The organism is Xanthobacter sp. ZOL 2024, assembly GCF_052932325.1.
Genome location: NZ_CM128808.1, coordinates 4,664,992 through 4,690,726, shown reverse-complemented (window position 1 = coordinate 4,690,726; position 25,735 = coordinate 4,664,992). Strand labels below are relative to the sequence as shown.

24 protein-coding genes and 2 pseudogenes are annotated in these 25,735 nt (G+C 67.3%); 9 read left to right on the top strand and 17 right to left on the bottom strand.

The window, feature by feature from the left end:
• Nucleotides 1-38 precede the first annotated feature (38 nt).
• The 9 genes and pseudogenes from ACU4E7_RS21470 to ACU4E7_RS21430 all read right to left on the bottom strand — a co-directional run.
• Nucleotides 39-1,430 carry an MFS transporter gene (locus ACU4E7_RS21470; protein ID WP_447020073.1) on the bottom strand — a complete coding sequence of 464 codons (1,392 nt, stop codon included), beginning with the start codon at nucleotides 1,428-1,430 and terminating at the stop codon, nucleotides 39-41.
• 301 nt (nucleotides 1,431-1,731) lie between these two features.
• Nucleotides 1,732-3,084 carry a ferredoxin reductase family protein gene (locus tag ACU4E7_RS21465; RefSeq protein ID WP_447020072.1) on the bottom strand — a complete coding sequence of 451 codons (1,353 nt, stop codon included), beginning with the start codon at nucleotides 3,082-3,084 and terminating at the stop codon, nucleotides 1,732-1,734.
• Nucleotides 3,085-3,245: 161 nt separating this feature from the next.
• Nucleotides 3,246-3,620, bottom strand: a complete 375-nt coding sequence (locus tag ACU4E7_RS21460; protein WP_447020071.1) for a hypothetical protein — start codon at nucleotides 3,618-3,620, stop codon at nucleotides 3,246-3,248.
• Nucleotides 3,621-3,711: 91 nt separating this feature from the next.
• Nucleotides 3,712-5,097: an ATP-binding protein gene (locus tag ACU4E7_RS21455; protein WP_447020070.1), complete on the bottom strand. Its 1,386-nt coding sequence runs from the start codon at nucleotides 5,095-5,097 to the stop codon at nucleotides 3,712-3,714.
• On the bottom strand, nucleotides 5,094-5,765 hold the full coding sequence (locus tag ACU4E7_RS21450; RefSeq protein WP_447020069.1) for a response regulator transcription factor: 672 nt from the start codon (nucleotides 5,763-5,765) through the stop codon (nucleotides 5,094-5,096). Before ACU4E7_RS21450 ends, ACU4E7_RS21455 begins: the two co-directional genes overlap by 4 nt.
• A gap of 81 nt (nucleotides 5,766-5,846) precedes the next feature.
• Entirely contained in the window at nucleotides 5,847-6,602 is a 756-nt protein-coding gene (locus ACU4E7_RS21445; protein ID WP_447021686.1) for an IS5 family transposase, read from the bottom strand.
• A 122-nt stretch (nucleotides 6,603-6,724) separates the two neighbouring features.
• The gene (locus tag ACU4E7_RS21440) at nucleotides 6,725-7,399 is read right to left on the bottom strand and encodes a glycosyltransferase family 61 protein (protein WP_447020068.1); all 675 of its coding nucleotides are present in this window, start codon (nucleotides 7,397-7,399) and stop codon (nucleotides 6,725-6,727) included.
• Nucleotides 7,351-8,427, bottom strand: coding sequence for a hypothetical protein (locus tag ACU4E7_RS21435; RefSeq protein WP_447020067.1), 1,077 nt, complete (start codon nucleotides 8,425-8,427; stop codon nucleotides 7,351-7,353). The genes ACU4E7_RS21440 and ACU4E7_RS21435 overlap by 49 nt, the downstream gene beginning before the upstream one ends.
• Before the next feature lie 246 nt (nucleotides 8,428-8,673).
• Nucleotides 8,674-8,778 (bottom strand): annotated as a pseudogene (locus ACU4E7_RS21430) (transposase); the annotation flags it as partial.
• 388 nt (nucleotides 8,779-9,166) lie between these two features.
• On the opposite strand from ACU4E7_RS21430, the gene ACU4E7_RS21425 reads away from it, so the two are divergent.
• Complete coding sequence (locus ACU4E7_RS21425) at nucleotides 9,167-9,619, top strand: PepSY domain-containing protein (protein WP_447020066.1); 453 nt, start codon at nucleotides 9,167-9,169, stop codon at nucleotides 9,617-9,619.
• A 77-nt stretch (nucleotides 9,620-9,696) separates the two neighbouring features.
• Here the strand turns inward: ACU4E7_RS21425 and trxA are convergent, their stop codons facing one another.
• The 5 genes and pseudogenes from trxA to ACU4E7_RS21400 form a co-directional block, all read right to left on the bottom strand.
• On the bottom strand, nucleotides 9,697-9,954 hold the full coding sequence (gene trxA / locus ACU4E7_RS21420) for a thioredoxin (protein WP_447020065.1): 258 nt from the start codon (nucleotides 9,952-9,954) through the stop codon (nucleotides 9,697-9,699).
• 118 nt (nucleotides 9,955-10,072) lie between these two features.
• Nucleotides 10,073-10,138 (bottom strand): annotated as a pseudogene (locus ACU4E7_RS21415) (hypothetical protein); the annotation flags it as partial.
• Between the two features lie 106 nt (nucleotides 10,139-10,244).
• Nucleotides 10,245-10,727 (bottom strand): NUDIX domain-containing protein, encoded by a 483-nt coding sequence (locus tag ACU4E7_RS21410; protein WP_447020064.1) that lies wholly within the window; start codon nucleotides 10,725-10,727, stop codon nucleotides 10,245-10,247.
• An 87-nt stretch (nucleotides 10,728-10,814) separates the two neighbouring features.
• Nucleotides 10,815-12,359 (bottom strand): adenosine deaminase, encoded by a 1,545-nt coding sequence (locus ACU4E7_RS21405; protein ID WP_447020063.1) that lies wholly within the window; start codon nucleotides 12,357-12,359, stop codon nucleotides 10,815-10,817.
• Between the two features lie 121 nt (nucleotides 12,360-12,480).
• Nucleotides 12,481-13,674 carry a diaminopropionate ammonia-lyase gene (locus ACU4E7_RS21400; RefSeq protein ID WP_447020062.1) on the bottom strand — a complete coding sequence of 398 codons (1,194 nt, stop codon included), beginning with the start codon at nucleotides 13,672-13,674 and terminating at the stop codon, nucleotides 12,481-12,483.
• A gap of 103 nt (nucleotides 13,675-13,777) precedes the next feature.
• On the opposite strand from ACU4E7_RS21400, the gene ACU4E7_RS21395 reads away from it, so the two are divergent.
• Nucleotides 13,778-14,260 carry an Lrp/AsnC family transcriptional regulator gene (locus tag ACU4E7_RS21395; RefSeq protein ID WP_447020061.1) on the top strand — a complete coding sequence of 161 codons (483 nt, stop codon included), beginning with the start codon at nucleotides 13,778-13,780 and terminating at the stop codon, nucleotides 14,258-14,260.
• 286 nt (nucleotides 14,261-14,546) lie between these two features.
• Here the strand turns inward: ACU4E7_RS21395 and ACU4E7_RS21390 are convergent, their stop codons facing one another.
• A complete protein-coding gene (locus ACU4E7_RS21390; protein ID WP_447020060.1) occupies nucleotides 14,547-15,476 on the bottom strand; it encodes a LysR family transcriptional regulator in 930 nt (309 codons plus the stop codon).
• A gap of 114 nt (nucleotides 15,477-15,590) precedes the next feature.
• On the opposite strand from ACU4E7_RS21390, the gene ACU4E7_RS21385 reads away from it, so the two are divergent.
• From ACU4E7_RS21385 to ACU4E7_RS21370, 4 genes are all read left to right on the top strand, one after another.
• Nucleotides 15,591-16,547 (top strand): Bug family tripartite tricarboxylate transporter substrate binding protein, encoded by a 957-nt coding sequence (locus ACU4E7_RS21385; protein ID WP_238121073.1) that lies wholly within the window; start codon nucleotides 15,591-15,593, stop codon nucleotides 16,545-16,547.
• Nucleotides 16,548-16,705: 158 nt separating this feature from the next.
• The gene (locus ACU4E7_RS21380) at nucleotides 16,706-17,167 is read left to right on the top strand and encodes a hypothetical protein (RefSeq protein WP_447020059.1); all 462 of its coding nucleotides are present in this window, start codon (nucleotides 16,706-16,708) and stop codon (nucleotides 17,165-17,167) included.
• 10 nt (nucleotides 17,168-17,177) lie between these two features.
• Entirely contained in the window at nucleotides 17,178-18,680 is a 1,503-nt protein-coding gene (locus ACU4E7_RS21375; protein ID WP_447020058.1) for a tripartite tricarboxylate transporter permease, read from the top strand.
• Complete coding sequence (locus ACU4E7_RS21370) at nucleotides 18,677-19,444, top strand: LamB/YcsF family protein (protein WP_447020057.1); 768 nt, start codon at nucleotides 18,677-18,679, stop codon at nucleotides 19,442-19,444. The genes ACU4E7_RS21375 and ACU4E7_RS21370 overlap by 4 nt, the downstream gene beginning before the upstream one ends.
• Nucleotides 19,445-19,454: 10 nt before the next feature.
• On the opposite strand, the gene ACU4E7_RS21365 is transcribed toward ACU4E7_RS21370, so the two are convergent.
• Nucleotides 19,455-19,979 (bottom strand): phospholipase D-like domain-containing protein, encoded by a 525-nt coding sequence (locus ACU4E7_RS21365; RefSeq protein WP_447020056.1) that lies wholly within the window; start codon nucleotides 19,977-19,979, stop codon nucleotides 19,455-19,457.
• A gap of 11 nt (nucleotides 19,980-19,990) precedes the next feature.
• The gene (locus ACU4E7_RS21360; protein ID WP_443266500.1) at nucleotides 19,991-21,772 is read right to left on the bottom strand and encodes a methanol/ethanol family PQQ-dependent dehydrogenase; all 1,782 of its coding nucleotides are present in this window, start codon (nucleotides 21,770-21,772) and stop codon (nucleotides 19,991-19,993) included.
• Between the two features lie 395 nt (nucleotides 21,773-22,167).
• Here ACU4E7_RS21360 and ACU4E7_RS21355 point away from each other — a divergent pair, with 395 nt between their 5' ends.
• The 3 genes from ACU4E7_RS21355 to ACU4E7_RS21345 all read left to right on the top strand — a co-directional run bounded on the left by ACU4E7_RS21355 (nucleotide 22,168) and on the right by ACU4E7_RS21345 (nucleotide 25,700).
• Nucleotides 22,168-23,565 carry a diguanylate cyclase gene (locus ACU4E7_RS21355; RefSeq protein WP_447020055.1) on the top strand — a complete coding sequence of 466 codons (1,398 nt, stop codon included), beginning with the start codon at nucleotides 22,168-22,170 and terminating at the stop codon, nucleotides 23,563-23,565.
• A gap of 75 nt (nucleotides 23,566-23,640) precedes the next feature.
• Complete coding sequence (locus tag ACU4E7_RS21350; RefSeq protein ID WP_238121080.1) at nucleotides 23,641-24,381, top strand: response regulator; 741 nt, start codon at nucleotides 23,641-23,643, stop codon at nucleotides 24,379-24,381.
• Nucleotides 24,378-25,700, top strand: a complete 1,323-nt coding sequence (locus ACU4E7_RS21345; RefSeq protein ID WP_447020054.1) for an ATP-binding protein — start codon at nucleotides 24,378-24,380, stop codon at nucleotides 25,698-25,700. The genes ACU4E7_RS21350 and ACU4E7_RS21345 overlap by 4 nt, the downstream gene beginning before the upstream one ends.
• Nucleotides 25,701-25,735 lie beyond the last annotated feature (35 nt).

Here is a 25,735-nt window from a genome sequence, read left to right as displayed (position 1 = left end):
GCCCGGCCCTGTGCCGGGCATCGTCGTTTCGCGAGGGTTCACGCCTTGCGGGAGACGTGGGCGCCGGCATTGCCGGCGAGCCGCACGCTGTCCCATACGCCCAGCAGCGCCACCGCCGCCACGATCAGGAAGGCGATGCGGAACGGGGTGGCCGGATCGGCGCCGGGGGCGAGCGCATCCCCCAGCCGCCAGGCGATGGCGCCCAGCGCGATGCCGAGCCCCATGGCCAGCTGGAACGCGGTGGAGAACAGGGTGTTGGCGCTCGCCATGCCGTTCCTCGGCACATCGGCGAAGGCGAGGGTGTTGAGGGCGGTGAACTGCATGGAGCGCGACATGCCGCCCACGAACAGCACCGTGCAGGTGATCCACAGGGGCAGGCCGGCGGTGAAGGCGGCGCAGGCGGCGATGCAGGCGGCGTTGAGCGTCCCGTTGACCACCAGCACCGGGCGGAAGCCGAACCGGCGCAGCACCCCCGTGGTGCCCGCCTTCATCACCAGATTGCCGGCGAACACCGCCATCAGCATCATGCCCGCCTCGAAGGCGCTGGCGCCGAAGCCGAGCTGGAACATCAAGGGCAGCAGGAACGGCACCGCGCTGACCCCCATGCGGAACAATGAGCCGCCCCAGATGGCCACCGCGAAGGTGGGCGCCTTCAGCGCCTGAAGGCTGAGCATGGGGTGGGCGGCGCGATTGAGGTGGCGCACGCCGAAGCCGAGCAGCACCACGCCGATGGCAAGGGCCGCCACCGCATCGCGCCAGCTCACGTCCGGCCGGGCCAGGATCTCGGTGCAGGCCATCAGGCCGAACAGGCCGCCCCCCATGAGCAGGAAGCCGGGCCAGTCGAAGCTGCGGGCGCTGGACGTCTCGCTCGGCGGCAGCACGCGCAGGGCGGCGAAAAGGGCGATGAGGCCGAGCGGCAGGTTGAGGTAGAAGATCCAGCGCCAGTCCGCATGATCGACGATGAAGCCGCCCAGCGGCGGGCCCAGCACCGGGGCGATGAGGGCCGGCCAGGTGAGGGTGGCGATGGCGGCGATGAGCCGTTCCTTGGGGGTGACATTCAGCACCACCAGCCGGCCCACCGGCACCATCAGCGCCCCGCCGATGCCCTGCAGCACCCGCGTCGCCACGAACTGGGGCAGGCTCGTCGACAAGGCGCACAGCAGCGAGGCAAGGGTGAACAAGGCGATGGCGAAGATGAACACCCGCCGCGCCCCGAACCGCTCCGCCACCCAGCCGGACACCGGGATGAACACGCCCAGGGTGAGCATGTAGGCGGAGACGCCGGAATTGAGATCCACCGGCGCCACTGCGAAGCTCTGCGCCATGGTGGGCAGGGCCGGGGTGATCACCGTGGCGTCGAGATTCTCCATGAAGAAGGTGCCGGCCACCAGCAAAGCGGTGGCGGTGCGACGATCGGCAAGGCCACTCATGGCCGTGGCTCCGCCGGCAGGTCTGCGCCCGGCCTAGCACCGGTGGAAGGCCGGAGACAGGAAGCGTGGTCGCTCATACGCTTTCACCCTCAGATCAGGCGCCGGGCGGCGCGCGCGATGGCGGGGAGAAGCGTCCGGAGGGACCGGGTCACGACGCACCGCCAGCCGGGCGCGGGCGCGGCTGGGAGTGCGTTGGATCACGTGAACGCTTACGGCGATGGCGCGAAGCCACCCACCCCGCCCCTATAGGCCATCGCGCGCGCGAAGCCAATGGGCGGGCGCTGGCGTTCAGCGCAGCGGTTCACCGCATGGCGAACAGCTCCTGGTGGAAGTGCTGTTCGGCGGGGAAGCCATGGGCGGCGAAGTCGGCCTTCAGGGCAGTGCCAAAGCCGGCCGGACCGCAAAACCAGATGCTGGCCTCGCGCCACTCGGGGACTTCGGCGCGGATCCGCTCACCGGTGAGCCGGCCGTCGCGCCCGCTCACCAGCACGTGCAGGCGCACATCGGCGCAGCGGGCATCCTCGGCCAGCTTTTCCAGCGCCCCCTCATCCACATCGCTGGTGGCATGGAACAGGTGGATGTTCTGGCCTGCTGGCCAATCGGGCTGCCCGGCATTCAGCGCCATGTGCTTCATGCGCGCGATGAAGGGGGTGATGCCGATGCCGCCGCCGATCCAGATCTGGCAGGGGCGCTTATCATCGAAGGTGAAGCAGCCATAGGGCCCCTCGATGCGCACCTCCTGGCCCACGGCCAGCGCCCGCGGCAGCCGGCGGGTGTGATCGCCGAGCGCCTTGGTGATGAAGGTGATGGCCGGTTCCTTCGGGTTCCAGCTGGAGGCGATGGTGTAGGGATGCGGCCCCTCGGACCGGTCGGACATGGCGAAGGCGAACTGGCCGGGCCGGTGTCCGGGCCAGCCCTGCGGCACGCAGATCACCGTTTCCAGGGTGTCGACGCCGGGGTAGCGGGTGAGCGCGGTGATGCGGCCGAGCACTTGCCGCCCCGCCCCCACGCGGCGCAGCAGCACCACCACGGCGGAGATGGTGCCGCCGGCCATCAGCGCCGCCATCACCCAGCCGATGGGGCTCGCCCAATAGGGGAAGGAGACCAGCACCACCGCGTGGAACACCAGCACCAGATAGGCGAGGGCGAGCAGCCGGTGGGTCTTGTAGAACAGGCGATAGGGAAAGGCGTGAATGAGCGCCAGGAGGATGAGCGCGACGGCGGCATAGAAAGCCCATTCGCCGATGCCCTCGGCGGTGCCGCGCAGGCTGTTGAGCAACGCCTGGATGGGATCGGTGATGACCGGCCGGGGGCCGCGCTCCGGCCGCACCAGCAGCCCGGCGCCCACCGCCCATTTCGGACCCTGCGACCATAGCCAGTGGACCACCGCGACCACCAGCGCCGTGATGCCCAGCCATTTGTGCAGGCGATACATTTTGTCGAGCCCGCCGAACCAGCGTTCGGGCCAGCGCGGGCGCAGCGCCAGCATCATGGCGAGGCTCATGGCGCCCATGGCGAGAAGGCCGGTGTACTGCACCGCCAGGGTGCGGACGGGGAACAGGCCGGAGACCGCGCTTAGGCCCGGCTCGGCCAGCACCCAGAGCAGCGACAGGAGAAGAAGCAGGCCCCACAGGGCGATCTTGATATTGCGCATGGTGGCGTGTCGGTCGGTTCCGGCTGGGGCGCGGCGCGCCGTGGCTGCTGTGGATGGGCATGATGGCGGGCGCCGGCAGCCATGTCCTTGCGTCCGCTCAACGGGGGGGCACTTCAGGGAAGGGGCGCGGCACCGGCGCCGCCCACGCCGGTGCCGGCCGGTCACAGCCGCAGCGGCCCTGGGCCGGCGTCGCCGCGCGCCATGCCGGGATGTCCCCCGTTGCGATGGCCGTCGCGGTGGGCCTGATGGCGGCCGTAGTCGTGGTCACCGTGGCGGTGATCGCGGTGGGCCGCCTTGGGGCCCTGGTGCGCGCGAGGGCCATGGTGCCCGGCGGCGTGCGGGCCGCCCTTGTGCCGGGGCGCGGTCGCATGCCCGGGCGCGCGGTGATGGTCACCGGCGTGCGGCGCCCGATGCTCCATCTGGTGACGCTCCGCGCGGGGCGGGGCATCGCCGGGGGCGGCGGAGGCGGCGCCGGCCACCGACACGACGGTGGCGGAGGCGAGAAGCGCGAGGACCTTGAGGGTGAGGGGGCGCATGGGCGGCTCCTGTTCGTTGTGGACGGCCCGACCATGGGGCCCGCACCTGACAGGGAGCTGAACCGCCGGCATTCCGCCGTTCATCTGGCTGTCAGCTTGTCGCCGGCGGGGGGAAGTGCACGGTGGCCTGGAACCCGTTGGCGTGGCCCGGCGCCGGGGAGGCGAGCTCCAGCCGGAGGCCGGCGCCGCGGCAGATGGCGGCGGCGATGGCCAGCCCCAGCCCCGAGCCCTCGGCGCTGGTGGCGCCGCGCTCGAACGGGCGCAGCAGCTGCGCCAGTCGGTCCGCCGGCACCGGCGGGCCGCCATTGGTCACCTCCAGCCGGTCAGCGGCGAGCCGCACGCGCACGGTGTCGTCCGCCGGCCCGTGCTTCAGCGCGTTCTCGATCAGGTTGCGGGCGAGAATGGCGAAGGCATCGGGATCAAGGTCGGAGACCACATCGGCGGCGATGTCGAGGCTGAGATCCTCCGCGCTGGAGGGCACGCCGCGCTCACCCATGGGATCGAGATCGGCGATCACCAGCCGCAGCACGGGTGCGAGCGGGGCCGGATGCGGCGCCAGCAGGCTGCCCCCCTCGGCCTTGGCCAATTGCAGCAGTTTCTCCGACAGGCGCGAGAGGCGCCGCAGGGCGCCGGCGATGGTGCGGGCCCGGTGTCGCACCGCGTCCTGGGCCGGCCCCTCCGGCACCTCGGCCATGAGGCGCTGGGTCTGCGCCAAAGCGGCGGCGATGGGGGTGCGCAGCTCATGGGCGCTGTTGGCGGTGAAGGCCCGCTCCGCGTCCAGCGCGCCGCGCAGGCGCTCCAGGAGCGCGTTCACCGCCGCCGCCACCGGCGCGATCTCATCGGGCAGGCCGCCGCCCGCCACCGGGGTGAGATTGCCCCTATCGCGGGCTTCGATGGCCTCGCGGAACGCCACCACCGGCTTCACCGCGCGCCGGATGAGCAGCCAGACCGCCACCAGGGCGATGGGCACCAGCGCCACCAGGGGCCAGATCAGGGCCATCACCGCATTGCGCACCGCGTGCTTGCGGTCGGCCATGCGTTCGGCGGTGGTGACCACGATGGTGCCTTGCACCGCCGCTTCCGTATAGGTGCGCAGGTGACGGGTGAAGGCGAAGCCGGGGGGCAGGTCACGCGGGATGTTCATGGGGTCGGCGTCGGAGGAGGCCAGCAGCTCGCGCCCCTCGGCGTCGCGCACCACGTAGGAGATATGCTCCTGACGGGAGCTGACGGGCGCCAGATGCTGGGTGGTGGTGCCGTCTTCCCGTGCCAGCAGCTCCGCATAAGCCAGCGGCAGCACCCGCTGCGCCACCTCCTGCAGGGCGCTGTCGAACACCTCGTCGATCTCCCGCCGCAGCACATCACCGGCCACGATGGCCGCCGCCAGCCACAGGGCGCTGACCGTGACCGCCAGGGACAGCGACAGCCGCCGGCGCAGGCTCCAGCCGCCCCGGGGCCTGTCGGCGCCGGAGGGGCTCACGCGCCGGCTTCCGGCGCGCCGAGGCGGTAGCCCATGCCGCGCACGGTCTCGATCACGTCGGCCCCCAGCTTCTTGCGCAGCCGGGCGATATAGACCTCGATGGTGTTGCTCTCCACTTCGGAATCGAAGGAATAGAGCCACTCTTCCAGCTGCGGCTTGGACATGAGCTGGTTGGGGCGCTGGACGAAGGCCTCGAACAACGACCATTCGCGCGCCGTGAGCGCCACCGGCTTGCCCGCCCGGCGCACCGCCCGGGCCGCCAAGTCGATCTCCAGCGGGCCGATGGTGATGAGCGGGTTGGGATTGCCGGCATAGCGCCGGCCCACGGCGCGGATGCGGGCCGACAGCTCGAACAGGTCGAACGGCTTCACCAGATAATCGTCCGCGCCGGCATCGAGGGCGGCGATGCGGTCAGAGATCTGGTCGCGCGCGGTCAGCACGATCACCGGGGTGGCATCGCCACGCAGGCGCAGGCGCTTCAGGAAATCGAGGCCGCGCCCGTCCGGCAGCATGAGGTCCAACAAAATGAGGTCGAAGGCGGCGGCGGGAACGGCGGCGTCGGCGGCATCGAGCCGCTGCACCCAGTCGGCGCCGTGGCCGTCGGCTGCGATCTGGTCGCGCACCGCCATGCCCAGGACCGGATCGTCCTCCACCAGAAGAATGCGCATGTTGCCTCTCATGCCGGCCGCCGCGCGGCCCACGCCTTATGCCCCTGAACGCCACCGCCGTGCGCAACTTAGGGTCCGGACTCATAACCAGTAGCTGACAGTCGCGGCGATGCAGATAGCAGCGAGGAAGTTGATGTCCAGGCGGTTGTAGCGAGTGGCGACACGCCGGAAGTCCTTCAGGCGGCAGAACATGCGTTCGCTGGCGTTGCGATCCCGATAGAGCACAGGAGAGAAGTAGGGTTTCCAGCGCCGGTTGGCCTTGGGCGGGATGTTGGGCATGGCGCCGGCCTCTTCCACCTGCCGGCGGACAGCGTTGCTGTCATAGCCTTTGTCCCCGTGCAGGATGCGGGCTTTCGGCATCTGCTGGAGCAAGGTCGCCGCGGCCGTGCAGTCGGCCACCTGGCCGCCGGTGAGCAGGAAGGCGATGGGTCGGCAGTTGCGATCGGTCAGCGCGTGGATCTTGGTCGTGCGCCCACCGCGGGAGCGGCCGACGGCCTGGCCCCGCTCCCCCTTTCCCCCCGAGGCCGAGCGGTGGGCTTTGACGGCGGAACTGTCGATCAGCACCTGCGGGGGAGGCCCGCCGGCTCCGGCGAGCGCCTGGAAGAGCCCGCTCCACACCCCCTTGGCGGCCCAGCGGACATAGCGATTGTAGAGGGTCTTGCGTGGGCCATAGTCGGCCGGTGCATCGATCCAGCGTCCTCCGGATTTCAGGACATGGATGATCCCACTGATCACCCGGCGGTCATCCACACGCGGCTTGCCGCGCGTGTCCTTCGGCAGATGGGGCTCGATCCGCGCAAACTGCGCATCCGTCAGCCAGAACAGGTCCCGTTTCAGCGTCACCTCCTCTCGGAAGCCGTGAATCACAACCCAAGCCCCACGCCAACCTCTTTATGGCTCTGGACCCTAAAAAATAGGCAAAGCCAAATATTTTAGAGGTACACCAAACCCCGGATCACCTATAAATCAAATCCATGAACCGCCGATCGCAGATGATTCATATCAAGAACCCATTGCGCCTTCATGCCAGATTCATCTTTATTAATGGCCACTCCGCTCACGTAGCGCACTTCGCAGCCGCTACCATGATTGATGAGGGCGTCGTTCAATGTGATGAAACGATCGGAAACAAGGATCAAAACCTTTTCCTTACGCCTGCCGAATACTAAGTTATACATCGCAGATCCAGATGCCCCTACGATAAATCTCGCATTTCCGAATACGTTGACCTGTTCATCGACCGTCAGGGCTTCTGGATAGATGATGGAATAACCCTTATTCGCGAAAAACTCCTCAACCTCTTTTTCATTCAAAAGCTGCCTCTGCCCCTGGAAGCGACTACGAGAAACATAAATCTTCTCTGGCGTGGAGCCCTTATCATAATAGAGAGAGATATGGTTGAAAACCTTCCTGGCATTAGCGCTAACCGTCCGCTCTAAGACATATGGCTGTCGCGATACGATCAGATCCCGAACAATAGACGGCTTATCTAACTGAATCAGATTCTTATCCCCCAACCCGAATGGAGCAATCAATTTTTGAATAAATGGCTTATTAACATTATGCATCAACAACATGCGATTTGTTATATCGATAATATCAAAACACCATAGACGAGGCAGTGTCTCAAGCAAAAAATGTCCATAATGAGCACTGTGTTCGCCATCAAAAAAAATGACGGTTCATCTATAACTCTATCAAATCTAAAGTATTCTGAAGATATGCTGGACGCTCTATAATATGGTAGAAATTCATGCTTGAGTTGCCGGTCGTACCTGCGCAAACTGTCTGGCAGTATTCCATTATTCTTCAATATAACCTGCCTCGGCCTGACAATAACATCATTAAGTCGATATATATAGTCAGGTGGAATATTTATTTCGACAGACTTCGCCTGAGTCGTGAAATTGATCGCACCCTCCACGGGCGGAATCGCAATTTCAGCCGTGGCCTCTGGATGCGAGCACGATATCAATTCACCTTGAACGTCATTATAGCCGACGAATTTAACAGGCAAATCATGAGCAATATGATTTTTCTTTATTATACACGAGCGACCAATAAATGTAATGCTTTCAATAGATTTTGCGATGGAAACGATTTCTTTACTGAACGTCTTCTCAAATGCATCTGCGCGCTCGCCCCGAAATTGAAGATAACGACAAAGTGCGAATAATATTTCAATAATAGGCAGATCGTCGTTGCCGGAAAAACCAGGCTCGAACGAGGTGTGTAGAGCTGAAATGATATAGGTTCCGCCAGACTCAAGATTCGCAAAAAGTGTTTTAAATGCAATACGTTGATGATCCCATCGATGGGATCCATCATCGACGACGACCGTCGGTTTACCGTATTTCGTTACGATAGATGCGAGAAAAGAGGCGTTCCCAGAATCGCCAATCTCAACATGGATGCGACTTGAAGAAATTTTTTGCGCGTCCGAGTTCAGATCCACATATACTATATTTCCGTGCGGAAGCCATTGCTCCCACATGCGTAAACTCGCCTCGCTTGACCTGCCGATCTCAATTAAAGTTAACTGACTATTCTTGTATTGTTTTAAAAAAAATTCATATTTTCGTAAATAATCATGTCCAATTGAAGACTTATCTGTACCAAATTTTACTCCTATATCATTGAGTGTTTCGCCATCATTGCTCATATTGCCTGCCTTATTAATCCTATTGCATGTGACTATCGTCGTTTTATTTTGAATTATTTTTCATAGCTCGACAGTTATAATTTACTGACTGTCATGTATCCTCTTGTCGTTGATTGAGCGTGCTGGGTCCTGATGCGATAAATCCGGACCATTATATTGTGGCATCATTCGGGCTGTCCAGGGCCTAGGCTCAGGACCTGTTAATCTGCCTGAGTTTTGATTCATAGTCTCCGTTGAGGAGGCTGGCACCCGGCGGTCATCCATACGCGGCTTGCCGCGCGTGTCCTTCGGCAGATGGGGCTCGATCCGCGCAAACTGCGCATCCGTCAGCCAGAACAGGTCCCGTTTCATCGTCACTTCCTCTCGGAAGCCGTGAATCACAACCCAAGCCCCACGCCAACCTCTTTATGGCTCTGGATCCTAGAGGGCGGCCGATGCACATGGAAGCCGCGGCCTTTTTCGTGCCGACAGGCTGAAAATCGCACCAACCTGTTGACGTGACGCGGTTTGCGCCCTGTCCTCGGGGCGCGAAAAATCGGCGGGGCGTTCAGGTGGGCGTCAGTTCCGTATGCTTGCGTGGAGGTCGGCGCGCCTGGCCCGGTGCGGGTCCGGCGTGGCTGAATGGACCCATGAGGGGCCTTTGCGCGCTGAGGTCTGGCATTTTCGGGACGCGATGGGGTGTCCGCTTCGCTGGAGAGTGCACGCGCCCGGGCATGTAGTGGAGGCGGGAGAGGACACCATGAAGCATGCGCGCATCGCCGCTACCGGCCGGCCGTGGGCGGTCCCGCCGCGGGTTCGTGGTGCGATGCGTCGTGCTGCCCGTCGTGCGGCCTTTGGCGTGCTGCTGGCCGCCATGCTCGCCGGCGCCTCCTGGCTTCTGCCATCGGCCATGCCGTGGCAGGTGACCCGGGCGCAGGCCGGCCGCGATTGCGCGGCGCCCCTGGCCGAATGGCAGCCGCGCGCGGCGCTGGTGCAGCAGCTGGAAGCGGAGGGCTGGACGGTCCAGTCGGTGCGCATCGACGACGGCTGCTACAAGGTGCGCGCGGTCAACGCCCAGGGGGAGACCCTGCGCGCCGTCTTCGATCCGGTCAGCCTGGAGCGCCGGCCCGGCGGCCACCACAGGGGCGGTGGGCACCATGGGGAGGACCGCCATCGGCCGGATCTGCGACCGGACGGCGGCCCACCGGACTGAGGCGGCGCACCCCTCGCCGCACGCCATTGCGGTCTCATGTGGCGCTGCTTCCTGCGCGCGGCTTTATGGATGCGGTTTCATGCGCCCACAGTCTGGGCCACCCAGCGCTTCAGTTCGCTCGCGGGCAGCGCGCCACTGCGCCGCGCCACCTCCCGGCCCCCCTTGAACAGAATGAGGGTGGGAATGGCCTGGATATGCAGCCGGGCAGCGAGATCACGCTCGGCTTCCGTATCCACCTTGGCGAGCCGCACCCGGGGTTCCAGCTCCGCCGCGGCGGCCTCGAACACCGGCGCCATGGCCCGGCACGGGCCGCACCAGGAGGCCCAGAAATCCACCAGGACCGGCAGGTCGGCGGCGCCGATGTGACGATCGAAATGGGCCCCGTCGAGGGCGATGGGATGGCCCGTGAACAGCGGCTTCGCCGCACTTGCCGCAGCGCCCGTGCGCCCCGCGCTTGTCGGCGCTCAGCCGGTTCAGCTGGTGGCAGTGGGGGCAGGGGATGATGATGGTATCGCTCATGATGAAATCCTGGCGCGGAGGGCCGCGCGTGCTGAGCGATATATAGGGTGCCACGCAGCGATCGGAAGTTGTCGCGCCGTCGCTTGCCACCTCCCTGCGTGCGGGTTCACCACTGCGGCGTCACGGCGGCGTCGGGCAGCAGGCTTTCCAGGCGATCGAGCAGGGGCTGTTGGGCCGGCAGGATCCGCGTGCGGGCTGCGGCGAGGGAGAACCAGGCCACCCGGTCCACTTCCGGAAACACCGCGCGCCGGCCGCTGCGCGGGGGCCATTCCAGCTCGAAGCTGTTGCTGCGCTGGTCCAGAGGGTCGAGCGTTCCGGCCAGGGCGAAGGCCTCCACCTCCTTGTGGCGGCCCTGCTGGATGCGGCCGAGGGGGATCAGCGGTCCGAGGGCCGGCTGGCCGGTCTCTTCGGCGAATTCCCGGCGGGCCGCCTGCTCCAGGGTTTCGCCGGGCATCACCCCGCCTTTGGGGATGGTCCACGCGCCGAGGTCCCGGTGGCGCCAGAACGGGCCGCCGGGGTGGCCCAGCAGCACCTCGGTGCCGCTGGCGGGGGTGCGAAACAGCAGGATGCCCGCGCTCAGTTCGCCCATGGCCGTCTCCCGATGCGGCGTCGCGCCTGCCGGGGTTCTATCGCCGCGGCGGGCGGCAGGGAAGGCGAAAGCCGCGCCCGCCCGACGTCAGGGCGAGACCGGCAGCAGGGCACGCAGCAGCGCGCGCAGCTTCTCGCCGGTGGAGACCTCGGCCATCACCGAAGCCTCGAAGGCGGTGAAGGCGGCGTCGAGCTTGGCGAGCTCCACCTGTTTCTGCGCTTCGCTCAGGAAGGCATGCTTCAGCCCATTGTGGGCGAAGGCCTTCAAGGTCGGGTAGCCGATGCCCTGGTCGCGGGCGGCGCGGAAATATTCCCCCGACAGATCGATGCGCGACACCCCGGCATCGTCGGTAGCGAGGGTGATGGGCACGCCGGCGGAAAGATAGGTGAGGAGGGGATGCTCTCGCCCGCGCACGCCGAGGATCACGTCGGAGGAGGTGAGGGCGATCTCCACCGTCACGCCGCGCCGGCGCATCTCCTTCAGCAGGCCTTCCATGTCCCGCTCGAACGGAATGGCGGTGCCATGGCCGATGCGGCGGGCGCCGGCCACCTCCACCGCGGCGCGGATGTGGAAGTCGAGATCGGGCGGCGGCACGAGGCCCAGCCACAATTCCCCCGCATGCAGCGCCACCGGCACATCCTGGCCCGCCAGGAAGCCGATCCAGGCCATGTGGGTGCGATAGTCGGCGAGCGAGATGCGATAATCTTCCGGCCCCACATAATTGAAGCCGGCCACCACCTCCGGCAGCGCCCGCACCAGGGCCGCGGACAAGGCGGTCTGGGCGAACACGCCGGCGGGCGGGCTGTTGCGGTTGACCTGGGCGATGAAGCGGAAGGTGACGCCGCAGCCCGGCCGGGTGCGGGCATCGTCGCAATCGAGCAGGGTGTCGATGCGGCGCATCAGGCCGCGCACCTGCTCGGCGCGCGTCGCCACCACCCGGTCGAGGCCCGCCGCCTTCAACGCGGCCAGCATGGCGGCGGGATCGCTTTCGCCGGCGGCCACCGGCCCCAGCGCGCGCCGGTCCTCGCCGCCGAAGAAGGTCACCATGAATTCGGCATATTGCACCTGGGTGGCGTCATATTGCTTGAGCTGGTCTACCACCATCTCGGCGACGCGATCGAAGGTGCTGGGCCAGTCGGGGCCGGAAGTGGCGGCATTGAAGCGGCCGAAGGTGCCGAAGAACTGGTCGTGGCCGGAGGGGGTCTCCGGCGTGGGCAGGAACCAGCGCAGGGAGAGGGCATTGATGAGCCGGTCATAGGTGGCCTGGCCCTTGGGCCCGCTCACCGCCGCCGCCAGCGGCACCACCGCCGGATCGGCACCGCACGGCTGCGCCGCGGGGGCGTCGGCCGGTGGGGGCAGCAGCGTCATGTCGGCGGGGCGCAGGCACAGGCCGTCGCGCAGGCCGAAGGCGATGAGGCGCTCGGCATAGACGGCGCCCGACAGATGGGTGTGCAGATCGCCGCCCTTGGGCATGCGGTTCAGGAAGGCCCGCATGCGCGGCAGATTGTGGCGCAGGGCCTCGAACTGCCCGGCCGTGACGTGGGCCGGCAGATCGCTCGCCACCACCGCGACGCGCCCCACGACGAGCGCCGCCGCCAGCAGGATGACGGCCCCCAGAATCCGACGTCGCACGCCCATGCCCCTTTGCCAGCCCGGGCGCCGATCTTGGGACCCGACGGGGCGCGGAGCCTAGCCCAGCTCCGGCCCGGTTGGGAATGCCGTGTGACGCTTCAGCTTTCGGGCGGCACCATCATCACGGGCCGGGGTGCAGCAAGGCGGCATAGCGCTCGGGATCGGTGGCACCCTCGGTGGCCACCAGCAGCACGCGGGAGCCGGCATCGAGGCCGAGGGTCGCGCGCGCCTCGGGGTCGGCGGCGGCCTGGAGCAGCCCGGCGAGGCCGGCGGCGCCGCTTTCCCCCGCCACGATGGCCGGATCACCGCGCAGCGGATCGGCCAGCCGCCGCAGGGCGGCGATGTCCTCCTCGTCGCTGACCGTCATGAAGCCGGTGGCGAGGCGCGACAGCAGCTGGAAGGCGGTGAGGGAGGGGGCGTAGCATTCCAGCATGGCCATGACGGTGGGCGCGCCGGGGGGCACCTCCACCGCCCGGCCGGCCGCCGCGCTGGCAGAGAGGCAGGCGGCGCGGTCCGGCTCCACCACGATGCAGCGGGGGCTGGCGGGCCCATAGGCGCCGGCGAAATAGGCCGCGAGCGCCGCCGCGATGCCGCCGACGCCGGCCTGGATGAACAGATGGGTGGGCGGGGCGTCGAGGGCGTCCACCACCTCCCGCGCCAGCGCGCCATAGCCTTGCATGACCAGGGTGGGCACCCGGCCCGGCTCCGGCCAGGCGGTGTCGGAGACCAGACTCCAGCCACGCGCGGCCGCCATGCGGGCGGCGGCGGCCACCGAATCGTCGTAGCTGCCGGGCACCTCGGTGATGGTGGCGCCGAAGGCGGCCATGGCCGCCCGGCGCGGCGCGCTCACGCCGGGATGCACGAAGATGACGGCGCGGGCGCCCACCTGGGCGGCGCCGTAGGCCACCGAGCGGCCGTGGTTGCCATCGGTGGCGCAGGTGAATGTGAGGGTTTCGGCGATGGCGCGGACCGGCGCGGTCCACAGGTCCGCGGGCGCCAGCGGCCGGCCGAGGCGGTGTTCCGCCGTCTCCAGCACCAGCCGCGCCACCGCATAGGCGCCGCCCAGGGCCTTGAAGCTGCCGAGGCCCAGCCGTGGGCTCTCGTCCTTCACATGCACGGCGCCGAGCCCCAGGGCGTCCGCAAGGCCGGGCAGGGCGCGCAGAGGCGTCTCGAACGGCGCCTTCGGCCCCTCCGCATGGCGCAGATAGAGCGGCACACGGGCGGCGGCCTCGGCGCCGAAGGTGGCGCGTTCATCCGCCGTCAGCCGGTGGCTCGGGTCCTGAATATGCACGGTCTGGGGATTGAGCTGCAGCATGTCCGTCCTCTGATGGGCTGGGCAATGCTATTGCGCTCCAGGTGAGAAAGGCTGTGAATTTTGCTCGAGATGGCGCAAAATTCTTGTGTCAGATGGGGCATTCATGGCTGCTTTTCCGCTGCTCGATGGTTTCGATCGGGCCATTTTGAGAATCCTCCAGGAGGACAACACCACCCCGCTGCGGGTCATCGGCGCTGAGGTGCACCTCTCGGCGCCGGCGGTGCAGCGGCGCATCAAGCGGCTGGAGGCGGCGGGGGTGATCGCCGCCCAGGTGGCGGTGCTTGATCCCGCGGCGTTGGGCCAGGCCCTCACCATCTTCGTGGAGGTGAGTCTCGACAGCGAGAAGGTGGCGGATGTGGATGCCGCCAAGCGCGCCTTTCGCGCCGCCCCGGAAGTGCAGCAATGCTATTACGTCACCGGCGAGGCGGATTTCGTGCTGGTGGTGGTGGTGCCCAGCATGGCCGCTTATGAGGCGCTCACCCGCCGGCTGTTCTTCGACAATCCCAACGTGCGCCGTTTCCGCACCTTCGTCGCCATGGACCGGGTGAAGGCAGGGCTCGGCGTGCCGGTGGAGGACCCGACGTAGGATCGGCTGGCCTTCCGCACACATAATCGATGTGTGCCGCAGAACAACGTTTTCCCGATGGCGCTTCTCCCTCTCCCGCTTGCGGGGGAGGGCCGGGGAGGGGGCAAGACGCCGGGATGGTGGGCTCGCAGCTAATGCGACGTGCGGCGCCTTGATGATTCAAACGCAATGAAAACTCCAGCGCCTGCTATACCGAGCCGGTCCTGGCCCCCTCCCTCGCCCTCCCCCGCACGCGGGAGAGGGGATGAGCCCGGCGACGAGCGGTGTCCTTGAATGTGGATCGCACCTAATCCACCGGCGCATCGGCCTCGAAGGCGCGGCCGCGGCGGCCGCGGGATTCGGCTTGGGCGCGGATGTGCTGAACCAGGAAGGGCAGGGCCGCCGGGCGATGGCGGGCGGGGTTCCAGATGACCGAGACCGGCCGGCGGATGGGCGCGCCGTCCAGCGTCAGGCGCAGCGGTCGGCCTGAGCCGGCCGGAATGGCGGCGGAGGAGGAGAGCACGGCGATGCCATGGCCCGCCTCCACCAGCGCCACCAGGGTGTGGGGGCTGTCGCTTTCCAGCACCACCTTGGGCCGCATGCCCACCTGGCGGCAGGCGTGCTCGAACAGATCCCGGGTCATGAAGCCCCGTCGCAGCAGCAGCAGCGGGGCATCCGCGAGGCTCTGGATGGGCAGGCCCGCGTCCTGCCAGCGCGGGTCGCCGGCCGGCAGCACCACCTGCAGCTCGGCCATGAACAGGGGCTCGCCGGCCAGGGTGTGGGGCTCGTCGGGGCTTGCCACGCAGAGGTGGACGGCGCCGCGCTCCACCATCTCGATGAGGGTGTCGTTGTGCCCCTCCATCAAGGTCACCTCCACGTCCGGGTGGCTGGCCTTGAAGGCGGCCAGCGCCGGGGCGAACAAAGCGGCGATGGTCTGCGGCGTGGCGCCGATGCGCAGATGGCCCACCTGGCCCCGCGCCACCGCATCGGCGCGGGAGGAGAGGGCATCGGCCTGCTCCAGCAGGCTGGCGGCCCGGGGCAGCAATTCCTCCCCCTCGGTGGTGAGCACCAGGCGCTTGCCAACCCGATCGAACAGCTTCAGCCCCAGGTCGTCCTCGAAGCCCTGCAGGGCGCGGGAGAGGGCGGACTGGCTGATGTGGAGCGCCTCCGCTGCACGGGAAACGTTCAACATCTCAGCCACCGTGACGAAAAAGTGCAGGCGTCGCAGGTCCAGCATTCTTATGCATCCTCTGCATAAGAAAATGGCTCATGTTTGCATTGGACACAAGTTGGGCAATGAGGGCGCAATGGCACATCGCCTTCGGCGCAATAAGCCTTCCAGGAGCCCTCCATGTCCGTTCGCCCCACCCGTCGCAGCGTTCTTCTCGCGAGTGTTCTCTCCGCTGGTCTGGCGCTGCCCCTGACCTCCACCGCCTGGGCCGAATGGCCGGAGAAGCCCATCACCGTCACCGTGGGATTCGGCGCCGGCGGCACCACCGACATCGCCGCCCGCGCGGTGGCCGATGTGGTGTCCCGCAAGCTGGGCCAGCCGGTGGTGGTGGAGAACAAGCCCGGCGCCGGCGGCGCCGTGGCCGCCACCGCCCTCACCAAGATGCCGGCGGATGGCTACAATCTGGTGGCCACCACCTCCACCACCATCACCCTCGATCCGCAGATGACGAAGCTCGCCTTCACGCCTGAGGACTTCACCTATGTGGCGGCGGTGGGCCAGTTTCCCGAGGCGTTCATCGCGCTGCCCAGCAAGGGCTGGAAGAATCTGAGCGATGCCCTGGCCGCCGCCAAGGCCGCGGGCCGCATGAACTACGCCTCCAGCACCTCGCTGGACCGCATGGTCACCGCCGTGCTCGGCAAGAAGGTGGGCGCGCAGCTGGTGCCGGTGCCCACCCGCTCCGGCGCCGAGGTGGTGACCCAGGTGATGGGCGGCCACGTGGACCTCGGCTATTCCTCCGGCGCCTATTTCCCCCAGGCCAAGGCCGGCGAGGTGGCGGTGATGGCGGTGCTGGGCGAGAAGCGCCTTGCCGCTTTCCCCAACGTGCCCACCCTGAAGGAGCTGGGCTACGGCATCTCGTCCGTCAATCTCATCCTGTTCGTGGCGCCCAAGGGCGTGCCGGCGGATGTGGCCGAGAAGCTCTATGCCGCCTTTGCCGCCGCCGGTACCGATCCGTCCGTGGTGGCGCTCATGGAGAAGCGGGCCCTCGCCAATGTGGTGGAGACCGGCGCGACCCTCGCCAAGACCATCCACAGCCAGAGCGCCGATTTCGCGCGGTTGATCGAAGAGGCCAAGTGATCACCCATGGGTGATCATTTGGGTGATCAGCCGCCTGGCTGATCACGGGAGACGTCCCCCGCTGCTCCCGCGGTCGTCGGGGGCTTGGACGCGGGCGCCCGCCTCAGGGTGCCCGCGTCGGGCTCCCTCTTCGATGTTCCTTGCTGCAAGGCTGCCGCATGTCCGTTTCCTCCCCCACTCCGGATGGCCCGCCCCCGGCGCGTGTCGCCCTGCGGTCCCGTGGATCGCTGCTGCTGGAAGCCGCTCTGCTCGGCGCGCTGACGCTGCTGGTGGTGTTCGTCGTCATTCCCGCCGAAACCAGTGCCGGCGGCATCGGCCTGTCACCGGCCTTCCTGCCCACCGTCTGCGCGGCGGCGGCGGGTTTCTTCGCGGTGGCCGATGCGCTGCTGCGGGCGCTGCGGGCCGAGCCTTCCGCGCGCTATCCGGAGGGCTGGACCGCCTTCTTCCGCATCGGCGCGGTGGCGGTCGCGGGCGTCGTCATTCTGGCCTATGCCGGCCCCGGGGCCTGTGCGCTGGTGACGGTGCCGGCGGGCATGGCCATGCTGGGCGAGCGCCGGCCCCTGCCGCTGCTCGCCGCCGGCCTCGTGTGCGGCGGCATCTTCCGGCTTCTGGTGGGTTGAGGGGCGCGCGATGCATGATGCTCTGCTCGGGCTCACTGACGCCCTCACCCCCACCACCGTGGCCTTCATCTTCATGGGGGTGCTGCTCGGCTATGTCATCGGCGTGCTGCCGGGACTGAACCGGCCGGCGGCCTTGGCCATCGCCATTCCCATCAGCTACTATCTCACGCCGCTCACGGCCGTTGGCTTCCTCATCGGCATCGCCAAGGCAAGCGGCGCCGGCGGCGCCACCACCGCTATCCTCATCAACACCCCCGGCGAGCCCAATGCCGCCGTCACCTGCCTCGACGGCTATCCCCTGGCCCGCGCCGGCCGGGCCAAGCAGGCGCTGCAGACGGCGCTCTACGGCTCGGTCATCGGCGACGTCATCGGCACCCTGGCGCTGATCCTGCTGGCGCGCCCGCTGGCGAGCCTCGCGCTCGGCATCGGTCCCCTGGAAATGTCGGCGGTGATGCTGCTGGCCCTCACCTTCATCGCCGCTCTGGCCGGCCGATCCCTGTTCCGCGGGCTCGCGGCCGGCATGCTGGGGGTGTTGATGTCCACCGTCGGCCTCGATGTGGAGAGCGGCTCGCCGCGCCTCATCTTCGATCAGGTGGAACTGATGGACGGGGTGCCGCTGCTGGCGGTCACCGTCGGCATGCTGGCGCTGGCGGAGATGATCATCCAGGCCGAGGAAGTGTTCGGCAAGAAGCCGGAAGAGAGCGTCACCGCCGACACCGACGCCAAGGGAGATCGCTTCGGCTGGCCGGAATTCCGCCACGTGCTGCCCACCTTCCTGCAGTCCAGCGCCATCGGCACCGCCATCGGCCTGCTGCCGGGTCTGGGGCCGACGGTGGCCTCGTTCGCCTCCTATGCGCTCGCCAAGCGCATGGCCAAGCCCGGCGAGAAGTTCGGCCAGGGCGAATTGAAGGGCGTCGCCGCCGCCGAGACCGCCGACAATGCGGTGGTGCCGGCCAGCTTCATCCCCCTGTTCGCCTTGGGCCTGCCCGGCTCTGTCTCCGCCGCCATCCTGATCGCCGCTCTGACCATCCACGGGGTAACCCCCGGGCCTCGCCTGTTCGAGGAGCAGGGGCGGCTGGTCTACGGCATCTTCGGCGCCATGCTGGTGGCAGCGGTGCTGATGCTGGTGGTGGGGCGGATCGGCCTCGTCGCCTTCGCTCAGCTCACCAAGGTGCCGGCAACTATCATCATACCGTTCGTCACCATGCTGTGCCTGATCGGCTCCTATCTCGAGAGCCATTCGGTGTTCGCCGTGGGCGTCATGGTCCTCTTCGGCCTCGTCGGCTACCTCATGCACCGCTTCGACTATTCTCGGGTCACCTTCCTCATCGGTTTCGTGATCGGCCCGCAGTTCGAACTGTCGGTGCGGCAGTCCCTCATCATCACCAATGGCGACGTCACTTCGCTGATCCACCACCCGGTCGCCTTGGCGCTGCTGGTGGCGGCGCTGGTGGCCGCCGTGTTCTTCGTGCGCACCCCGCGGCGGGTGCAAGCCGTGGGAGAAAGCGCTTGAAAATCAATATCAATGCCGACATCGGCGAGAGCTTCGGCAAGTACAGGATCGGCAACGACCAGGAACTGATGGGGCTGATCGGCTCCGCCAACGTGGCCTGCGGCATGCACGCCGGCGACCCGGTCATCATGGCCCGCACGGTGCGCCTGGCCCTGGACAACGGCGTTTCGATTGGCGCCCACCCCGGCTTCAACGACATCTGGGGTTTTGGTCGGCGCCAGATTCGCATGAATCCTCAAGACCTTGAATATTATGTGACGTACCAGATCGGCGCCCTCCAGGCGCTCGCGGAAGCCCAGGGGGCGCGGGTCACCCATGTGAAACCCCACGGCGCCCTGAACAACATGGCCCATGCCAGCGAGGACTACGCCATGGCCATCGGCCGCGGCATCAAGGCGGCCGATCCGGAGCTGATCTATGTGGCCAATGTGGGCTCCCAGATGAGCCACGCCGGCGCCCGCCTGGGGCTCAAGGTGGCCAATGAATCCTATGTGGACCGGGTCTATGACGACGACGGCCAGATGGCCTCCCGCGAGCGCGCCGACGCGGTGATCCATGATCCCCAGCAGGCGGTGAACCAGGTGCTGCGGGTGATCGAGGACGGTGCCCTGCTGTGCAGCTCCGGCAAGCGCATCCCGGCGGAGGTGCACACCTTCTGCGTCCACGGCGACGAGCCCACCGCCGTGCCGGTGATGCGGGCGCTGCGCACCGCGCTGGAAGCGGCCGGCATTGACGTGGTGCCGCTGCCGCAGATGTTCTGCTAAGGCTTGAACTCTAAGGGTTTGCCGCCGCCGCCGGCACCGGCGCGGCGGCATCCCAGATGCGCTCGAAGGCGGCCATGTAGCGCGCCACCGAAGCGGGATCGTGCAGCAAAATCAAGTCGTTGTCCTGGTGTTTCAGGGCGCTGTCGTTGAAATTGGCCGAGCCGGTGCGCAGCAACGCGCCATCAATGGCATAGGCTTTCAGATGCATGATTGGCCGCTCCCGCTTCTGCCGCATGCTGGCGCGGAGCGGGGCCAGCCGGCCGTAGGCCTGCTTTTGAGTGGGGTCGATGACGATGCGCACCTTGACCCCGCGCCGGGCCGCCGCCACCAGGGCATCCACCACCGCATGGTCGGTGAGGATATAGGCCGCCATGTCGATGCGCGACGTTGCGGCGCCGATGAGTGCGACATCAATGGATTCAAGGTTTTCCGTCGGCGCGTAATGGGTTTCCGGTGCCACCTCCGCCGCTTGGAGGGGCGTGCCGGAGAGCGCGAAGAGCGTCAGCAGAAGGGACGGGATAGTCCGGGCGCGCATGGCGCTTCTCCTCAAGGCCGCGGCAAGGCGAACACGGTGAGCTGCCCGCCGAGCGCCGTATAACGGTTCAGGGCCGCATAGGCCTGGTTGGCGCCGGAGCCGTCGTTGGGATCGGTGAGGCCGGCGGCAAGGCCGATGCCGGCCCAGCCACCGACGCCGGACAGCACGGCGATATATTGCCGGCCCTTGTGTTCAAAGGTGGAGACATTGCCGACGATGCCGGAGGGCGTCTTGAAGCGATAGAGCTCGGCGCCGGTGCGCGCATCCACCGCCTTCAGATATCCTTCCAGCGTGCCGTAGAACACCACGCCGCCGGCGGTGGCCAGCGCCCCGGACCAGACCGAAAACCGCTCGTCCTTCGACCAGGCGATCTTCCCCTTGAGATTGTCCCAGGCGATGAAGCGGCCGGTGGCCCCCTTGCCATCGGGGCCGGGATACATGGCCAAGGTGGCGCCCACATAGGGCTGGCCTTCCCTATAGTCCACGTGAAACGGCTCGTAATCCATGCACATATGGCTGGTGGGCACGTAGAACAGACCGGTCTGTGGAGAATAGGCCGCCGGTTGCTGGTTCTTGGTGCCGAGGGCGGCGGGGCAGATGCCCCCATAGACTTCATCCTCGCCCTTTTCTTCCGTGGAGCGGGTCGGGTCCACCAGGGGGCGGCCGTAAGAGGGGCTTTGCGGATCGAGATCCACCTTCTTCGCCCAGTTCACCGAGGGGTCGAACTTCTCCGCCACCAGCAGGGCGCCGGTGGCGCGGTTCAATGTATAGGCGAAGCCGTTGCGGTCGAAATGGGTCAGCAGCGGCAGCTCGTGGCCATCAACGCTTTGATCGGTCAGGATCATTTCGTTGACGCCGTCATAGTCCCACTGGTCGTGGGGGGTCATCTGATAGACCCAGCGGGCGCTGCCGGTCTCCGCGTCGCGGGCGAAAATGGTCATGGACCATTTGTTGTCGCCGGGCCGCTGGGTGGGGTTCCAGGTGGACGGGTTGGCGGTGCCGTAATAGATGAGGTTCAACTTGGGGTCATAAGCGAACCAGCCCCAGGTGGCGCCGCCGCCGGTCTTCCATTGATCGCCCTTCCAGCTTTTGAGGGAGGAATCCTTGCCCACCGGCCGGCCCAGCTCTGTGGTGTGCTCGGGGTCGATGCGCATCTCCGCGTCGGGGCCAGTAGAATAAGCGCGCCAGGCGAGGGAACCGTCCTTGATGTTGTAGGCGGTGAGGTGGCCGCGGGCGCCGAACTCGGAGCCGGCGATGCCGACAATGAGCTTGTCCTTCACCGGCATCACGGTGGCCGTGTTGGATTCTCCCTTTGCCGGATCGCCATTCACCACCGACCACTTCTTGGCCCCGGTCCTGGCATCGAGGGCGACGATGGTGGTGTCGGCCTGGTGCAGGAAGACGAGGCCGTCCGCATAGGCAAGGCCGCGATAGACGAGGTCGCAGCACATGATGGCGGTGACCGCCGCGGTCTGGCGCGGCTCGTATTTCCACAGGATGCGGCCGTCATGGTTGAGATCGAGGGCGTAGACGATGTTGGGGAAGGGCGTGTGCACATACATCACGTCGTCGACGATGAGCGGCGCCCCCTCATGGCCGCGCAGGACGCCGGTGGAGAAGGTCCAGACCACCTGCAGCTGGCCCACATTGGAGGCGTTGATCTGCGTGAGGCGGGAGAAGCGGGTGTTGGCGTAATCGAGGGTCTGAAGCACCTGCTGACGCGGATCGGCGCTGCGGCGCAGCACGTCGTCATTGGCCGATGCCGGGCCAGGACCGCCGAGGCTGAGGGCCATTGTGAGCCCCGCGCCCAACCGTCGGATCAGATACCGCCATCCCATGTGTGCCGTCTCCTGCAACCGCGTCTCCTCTGCCGATGTTGACCTCGGCTGGCGGGATTATGCCGGCGGTGCCCGGGCGGGCGCCAGACGGTACCGTTACGGCAATGAAGGGGCGCGGCTGCATTGCGCGGCCGTTTGATCCTGCGGCGTGGGCCGGCGGTGATTGCGCGTGGAGATGGTTGCCCGCTCTGCGAGCCTATGGCAAACGGAGCGGCGCGCGATCGATCCCCGCCAGCGGCTGGCGCTTGCGGGGATCTGGTCGAAAGACCCGGTTGAGCGGGCGCTGTGGCGGGACGGCGATGACAGGGATGCTCACCCTTGGCCGGCCTCATCTTTTCGAGACTGTTGCGATGAAACTTGCGGACGATCAGGAGCCGGCGACACCCGGCGTGGACACGCATGCGGCGCATGCCCGGGCCGTCGTGGTGCTGAGCGCGTTGGTCGCCACCCACGCGGGCCGGCTGGTCCGGTCCTTCTATGCGGCGTTTCTGGCCCAGCCGGAAGCGAAGTCGTTCCTGGATCGCGAGGTGGTGGAAACCCGCCTGGTGCCGTCGCTGGAGCGATGGCTGGGGGAGCTGTTCTCGGTGTCGGGCGAAGCGGACGGTGCGGTCGCCACCCAGCGTCGAATTGGTGAGATTCATGCCCGCATCAAGGTGCCCTTCCACCTGGTGATGGCCGGTAGCGCGCTGCTGAAGCGGGAGCTGTCCGGCCTGCTGGCGGCGGCCGAGATGGAATGCGCGACGCGGGTGGCCGCGCTCGTGCACCTCAATGAGCGCATGGACTGGGCCCTCAGCCTCATGAGCGAAGCCTATATGCAGGGCTCGGTGCGGCGGGCGCAGGTGGATGAGGCATTCCGGCTGTTCGCCATCGGCCACGACATCACGCTGGAGCGCGAGACCCAGCATGCCGCGCTCATGGAATGGTTGCAGTCCACGCTTTTCACCCTGTTCGAGCATGAGGTCGAGCCGGTGCTGAAGCCGCTGGGCAAATCACCCTTCGGCCTGTGGCTGCACCATCGCGCTGGCCTGATGTTCCAGGGCTCGCAAGGCTTGAACGTGATCCGTGACAATGTCCGCCGGATCGATGCCGATCTGCTGCCGCAGCTGCTGCGTGCCCGCGGTGATCGAGGCGGGCTGCTGCGCGAGCTGCTGGCGCGGCTGCGCGGCACCGTCGAGGAGATCAAGTTCGTCCTCTCCGATTTGTTCCAGGCCGCCATCGGCGCCGAAGGCGGGCGCGACCCGCTGACCCAGGCGCTCAACCGCCGCTTCCTGCCCACCATTCTCGGACGCGAGATCAGCCTGGCTGATCAGGGCGACCTGCCGCTGACCGTGGTGATGGTGGACGTGGACCATTTCAAGCAGGTCAACGATCGCTGGGGGCACTCCACCGGCGATCTGGTGCTGCAGCAGGTGGCCGGCGTGATCATGGACACCGTGCGCTTCAACGACTTCGTCTTTCGTTATGGCGGCGAGGAGTTCCTGATCGTTCTGGTGGAAACGCCGGCGGAAGAGGCGGCGATCGTGGCCGAGCGGCTGCGCGCGCAGATGGAGGAACGCAAGCTGCGGCTCGCCGATGGCAGCTTCGTGCAGGTCACAGCCTCCATCGGCATCGCCGCGTACAAGGGCCACCCTGATTATGCCCGCCTCATCGAGGCCGCAGACCGGGCGCTCTACCGGGCGAAGACCGATGGCCGCAACCGGGTGGTGATCGCCACCGATGAGAGCGCCGCGGCCGTGGAGCGTCGCTGATCCTCGCAGCTGCGCGGCGCCGCATGGTACGCTGCCGCGCGCGACAGCCTGTCGGATGAGCCGGCGGAGCCGTCGATGGGTGTCGTTCTGGAGCAGGCCGCCGTGTCCCCTGACTATCATGTCCTGATCGTCGACGACGACGTTGAGCTACGGCGGCTGGCGAGCAAGTTCCTGCGGGAGAACGGCTTGAAGGTCTCCTCCGCGCAGGACGGACGGCAGATGCGCGAAACACTGGCGGCGGAGAGCATCGATCTCGTCATTCTCGACATCATGCTGCCCGGCACCAGCGGCCTTGATTTGTGCCGCGAGCTGCGGGCGCGCTCGGATGTGCCCATCATCATGCTCACGGCGCGCGGGGGAGATGTGGACCGCATCGTCGGGCTGGAGCTCGGGGCTGACGACTATCTCGCCAAGCCTTTCAATCCGCGTGAGCTTCTCGCCCGCATCCATGCCGTGCTCCGGCGCTTGCGCGGCAGTGGCGCGCAGACCGCGAGCGGCCGGCATCTGCTGTGCTTCTCCGGCTGGACGCTGGATACCCGCCGGCGCGAGCTGACCGATCCCGCCGGGGTGGTGGTCGACCTCTCGACAGGGGAATACGACCTTCTTCTCACCTTCCTGGAGCATCCCCAGCGGGTGTTGACGCGCGACCAATTGATGGACGCCGCCAAGAACCGCACCGCCACCGGTTTCGATCGCGCCATCGACATCCAGGTGAGCCGCCTGCGCAAGAAGATCGAGCGGGGGGAGGGGCCGGAGATCGTGAAAACCGTGCGGGGCGCCGGCTATTTCTTCTCGCCGGATGTGGAGCGCGCGTGATCCGCCGACTCGACAGCCTGGCGGCACGCACGGCAGTGGTGGCGGTGCTGGGCATCGTGCTCGTTCATCTCGCCAGCCTGTGGACCTACCAGCACGCCATGGAGCGCGAGCGTCGCATGGCCCATGCCGCACGGCTCGCCGAACAACTGGTCTCGGTGCAGCGGGCGCTGGCCCTGGTGGCGCCGGACGAGCGCGAGAGCGTGGCGCACAGCCTCTCCGGCGGGGCCATCGACGCCCATTGGAACCGGGCGCCCGTCACCGCGCCGAATCGCAAGCCGCTGCTGCGGGATCAGGCGCTCGAAAGCCAGGTCCGCGCCCTGGCGCCGGTGCTGGCGCCCGAAGACGTGGTGATTGGCGCGACCGACGACCCGTATCTGGCCTTCGCCGCCCTGCGGCTGCCCGATGGCAGCTGGGCCAACGTGCGCCTGTTCGCCCCACCGCCGCAGCTCGACGGCGGACACGGCTCGGTGCTGTCCACCAGCCTCATGGCGCTGGGGGTGCTGCTGCTTTCACTCGCCATCGCCGCCTGGCTCACCCGGCCGCTGCGGGCCATGGCCCGGGCGGTGGCGCAGGTGCAGCCGGACAGGCCTTTCGCGCCGCTACCGGAAAATGGGCCGCGGGAGGTGCGTGAATTGGCGCACGCCTTCAATGGCATGCAGGCGCGCATCGCCGACCTCATCGGCCGGCGCACGCAGGCGCTGGTCGCGGTCTCCCACGATCTGCGCACGCCCATGACCCGCCTGCGCTTCCGCGCCGAGGATGTGGCCGATCCGTCGCTGCGCGAGGCGCTGGTGGCGGACATTTCCGAGATGGAGCAGATGGTCGAGGCGACGCTCTCCTATCTGCGCGGGGACAATGCCCAGGAGCCGAGCCGCCCCATGGACCTGGTGCCGCTGCTGGAGACCATCGTCAACGATGCGCGCGATCAGGGCCGCGAGGTGCAACTGGACGCCCCCGCCAGCCTTGTGGTGGCCGGGCGCCCCATCGCCTTGAAGCGGGCGGTGACCAACCTCGTCGAAAACGCGCTCTCCTACGGCGGCAGCGCTCATCTCACCCTTGCCGATGCCGGCGATCGGGTGAGCTTGACGGTGCGCGATCATGGACCGGGCATTCCCGAAGCGCAGCTGGAGACCGTGCTGGAACCCTTCGTGCGGCTGGATGCCTCCCGCAGCCGCGCCACTGGGGGCGTCGGCCTCGGCCTCACCATCGCGGCGGCGGCGGCGCGCAGCCATGGGGGCGCCCTGATCCTGGCCAACCACCCGGAAGGCGGCCTTGTGGTGACCCTCACCTTGCCCCGGATCGCTGCGGAAACAAATTGATACAGAAGCGATACGCGGCGTGACGGGCCGCGCGC

Excerpts from the sequence above, each read along its gene's own strand:
- ACU4E7_RS21375 (WP_447020058.1), top strand. The coding sequence starts at position 17,178 with ATGCATGATGCTCTGCTCGGGCTCACTGACGCCCTCACCCCCACCACC.
- ACU4E7_RS21360 (WP_443266500.1), bottom strand. The coding sequence starts at position 21,772 with ATGGCCCTCAGCCTCGGCGGTCCTGGCCCGGCATCGGCCAATGACGAC.
- ACU4E7_RS21365 (WP_447020056.1), bottom strand. The coding sequence starts at position 19,979 with ATGCGCGCCCGGACTATCCCGTCCCTTCTGCTGACGCTCTTCGCGCTC.
- ACU4E7_RS21410 (WP_447020064.1), bottom strand. The coding sequence starts at position 10,727 with ATGGGCGAACTGAGCGCGGGCATCCTGCTGTTTCGCACCCCCGCCAGC.
- ACU4E7_RS21395 (WP_447020061.1), top strand. The coding sequence starts at position 13,778 with ATGGCTGCTTTTCCGCTGCTCGATGGTTTCGATCGGGCCATTTTGAGA.
- ACU4E7_RS21460 (WP_447020071.1), bottom strand. The coding sequence starts at position 3,620 with ATGCGCCCCCTCACCCTCAAGGTCCTCGCGCTTCTCGCCTCCGCCACC.
- ACU4E7_RS21355 (WP_447020055.1), top strand. The coding sequence starts at position 22,168 with ATGAAACTTGCGGACGATCAGGAGCCGGCGACACCCGGCGTGGACACG.
- ACU4E7_RS21390 (WP_447020060.1), bottom strand. The coding sequence starts at position 15,476 with ATGCTGGACCTGCGACGCCTGCACTTTTTCGTCACGGTGGCTGAGATG.
- ACU4E7_RS21350 (WP_238121080.1), top strand. The coding sequence starts at position 23,641 with ATGGGTGTCGTTCTGGAGCAGGCCGCCGTGTCCCCTGACTATCATGTC.
- ACU4E7_RS21385 (WP_238121073.1), top strand. The coding sequence starts at position 15,591 with ATGTCCGTTCGCCCCACCCGTCGCAGCGTTCTTCTCGCGAGTGTTCTC.
- ACU4E7_RS21400 (WP_447020062.1), bottom strand. The coding sequence starts at position 13,674 with ATGCTGCAGCTCAATCCCCAGACCGTGCATATTCAGGACCCGAGCCAC.
- ACU4E7_RS21450 (WP_447020069.1), bottom strand. The coding sequence starts at position 5,765 with ATGCGCATTCTTCTGGTGGAGGACGATCCGGTCCTGGGCATGGCGGTG.
- ACU4E7_RS21380 (WP_447020059.1), top strand. The coding sequence starts at position 16,706 with ATGTCCGTTTCCTCCCCCACTCCGGATGGCCCGCCCCCGGCGCGTGTC.
- ACU4E7_RS21470 (WP_447020073.1), bottom strand. The coding sequence starts at position 1,430 with ATGAGTGGCCTTGCCGATCGTCGCACCGCCACCGCTTTGCTGGTGGCC.
- ACU4E7_RS21435 (WP_447020067.1), bottom strand. The coding sequence starts at position 8,427 with ATGAGCAATGATGGCGAAACACTCAATGATATAGGAGTAAAATTTGGT.
- ACU4E7_RS21425 (WP_447020066.1), top strand. The coding sequence starts at position 9,167 with ATGAAGCATGCGCGCATCGCCGCTACCGGCCGGCCGTGGGCGGTCCCG.
- ACU4E7_RS21465 (WP_447020072.1), bottom strand. The coding sequence starts at position 3,084 with ATGCGCAATATCAAGATCGCCCTGTGGGGCCTGCTTCTTCTCCTGTCG.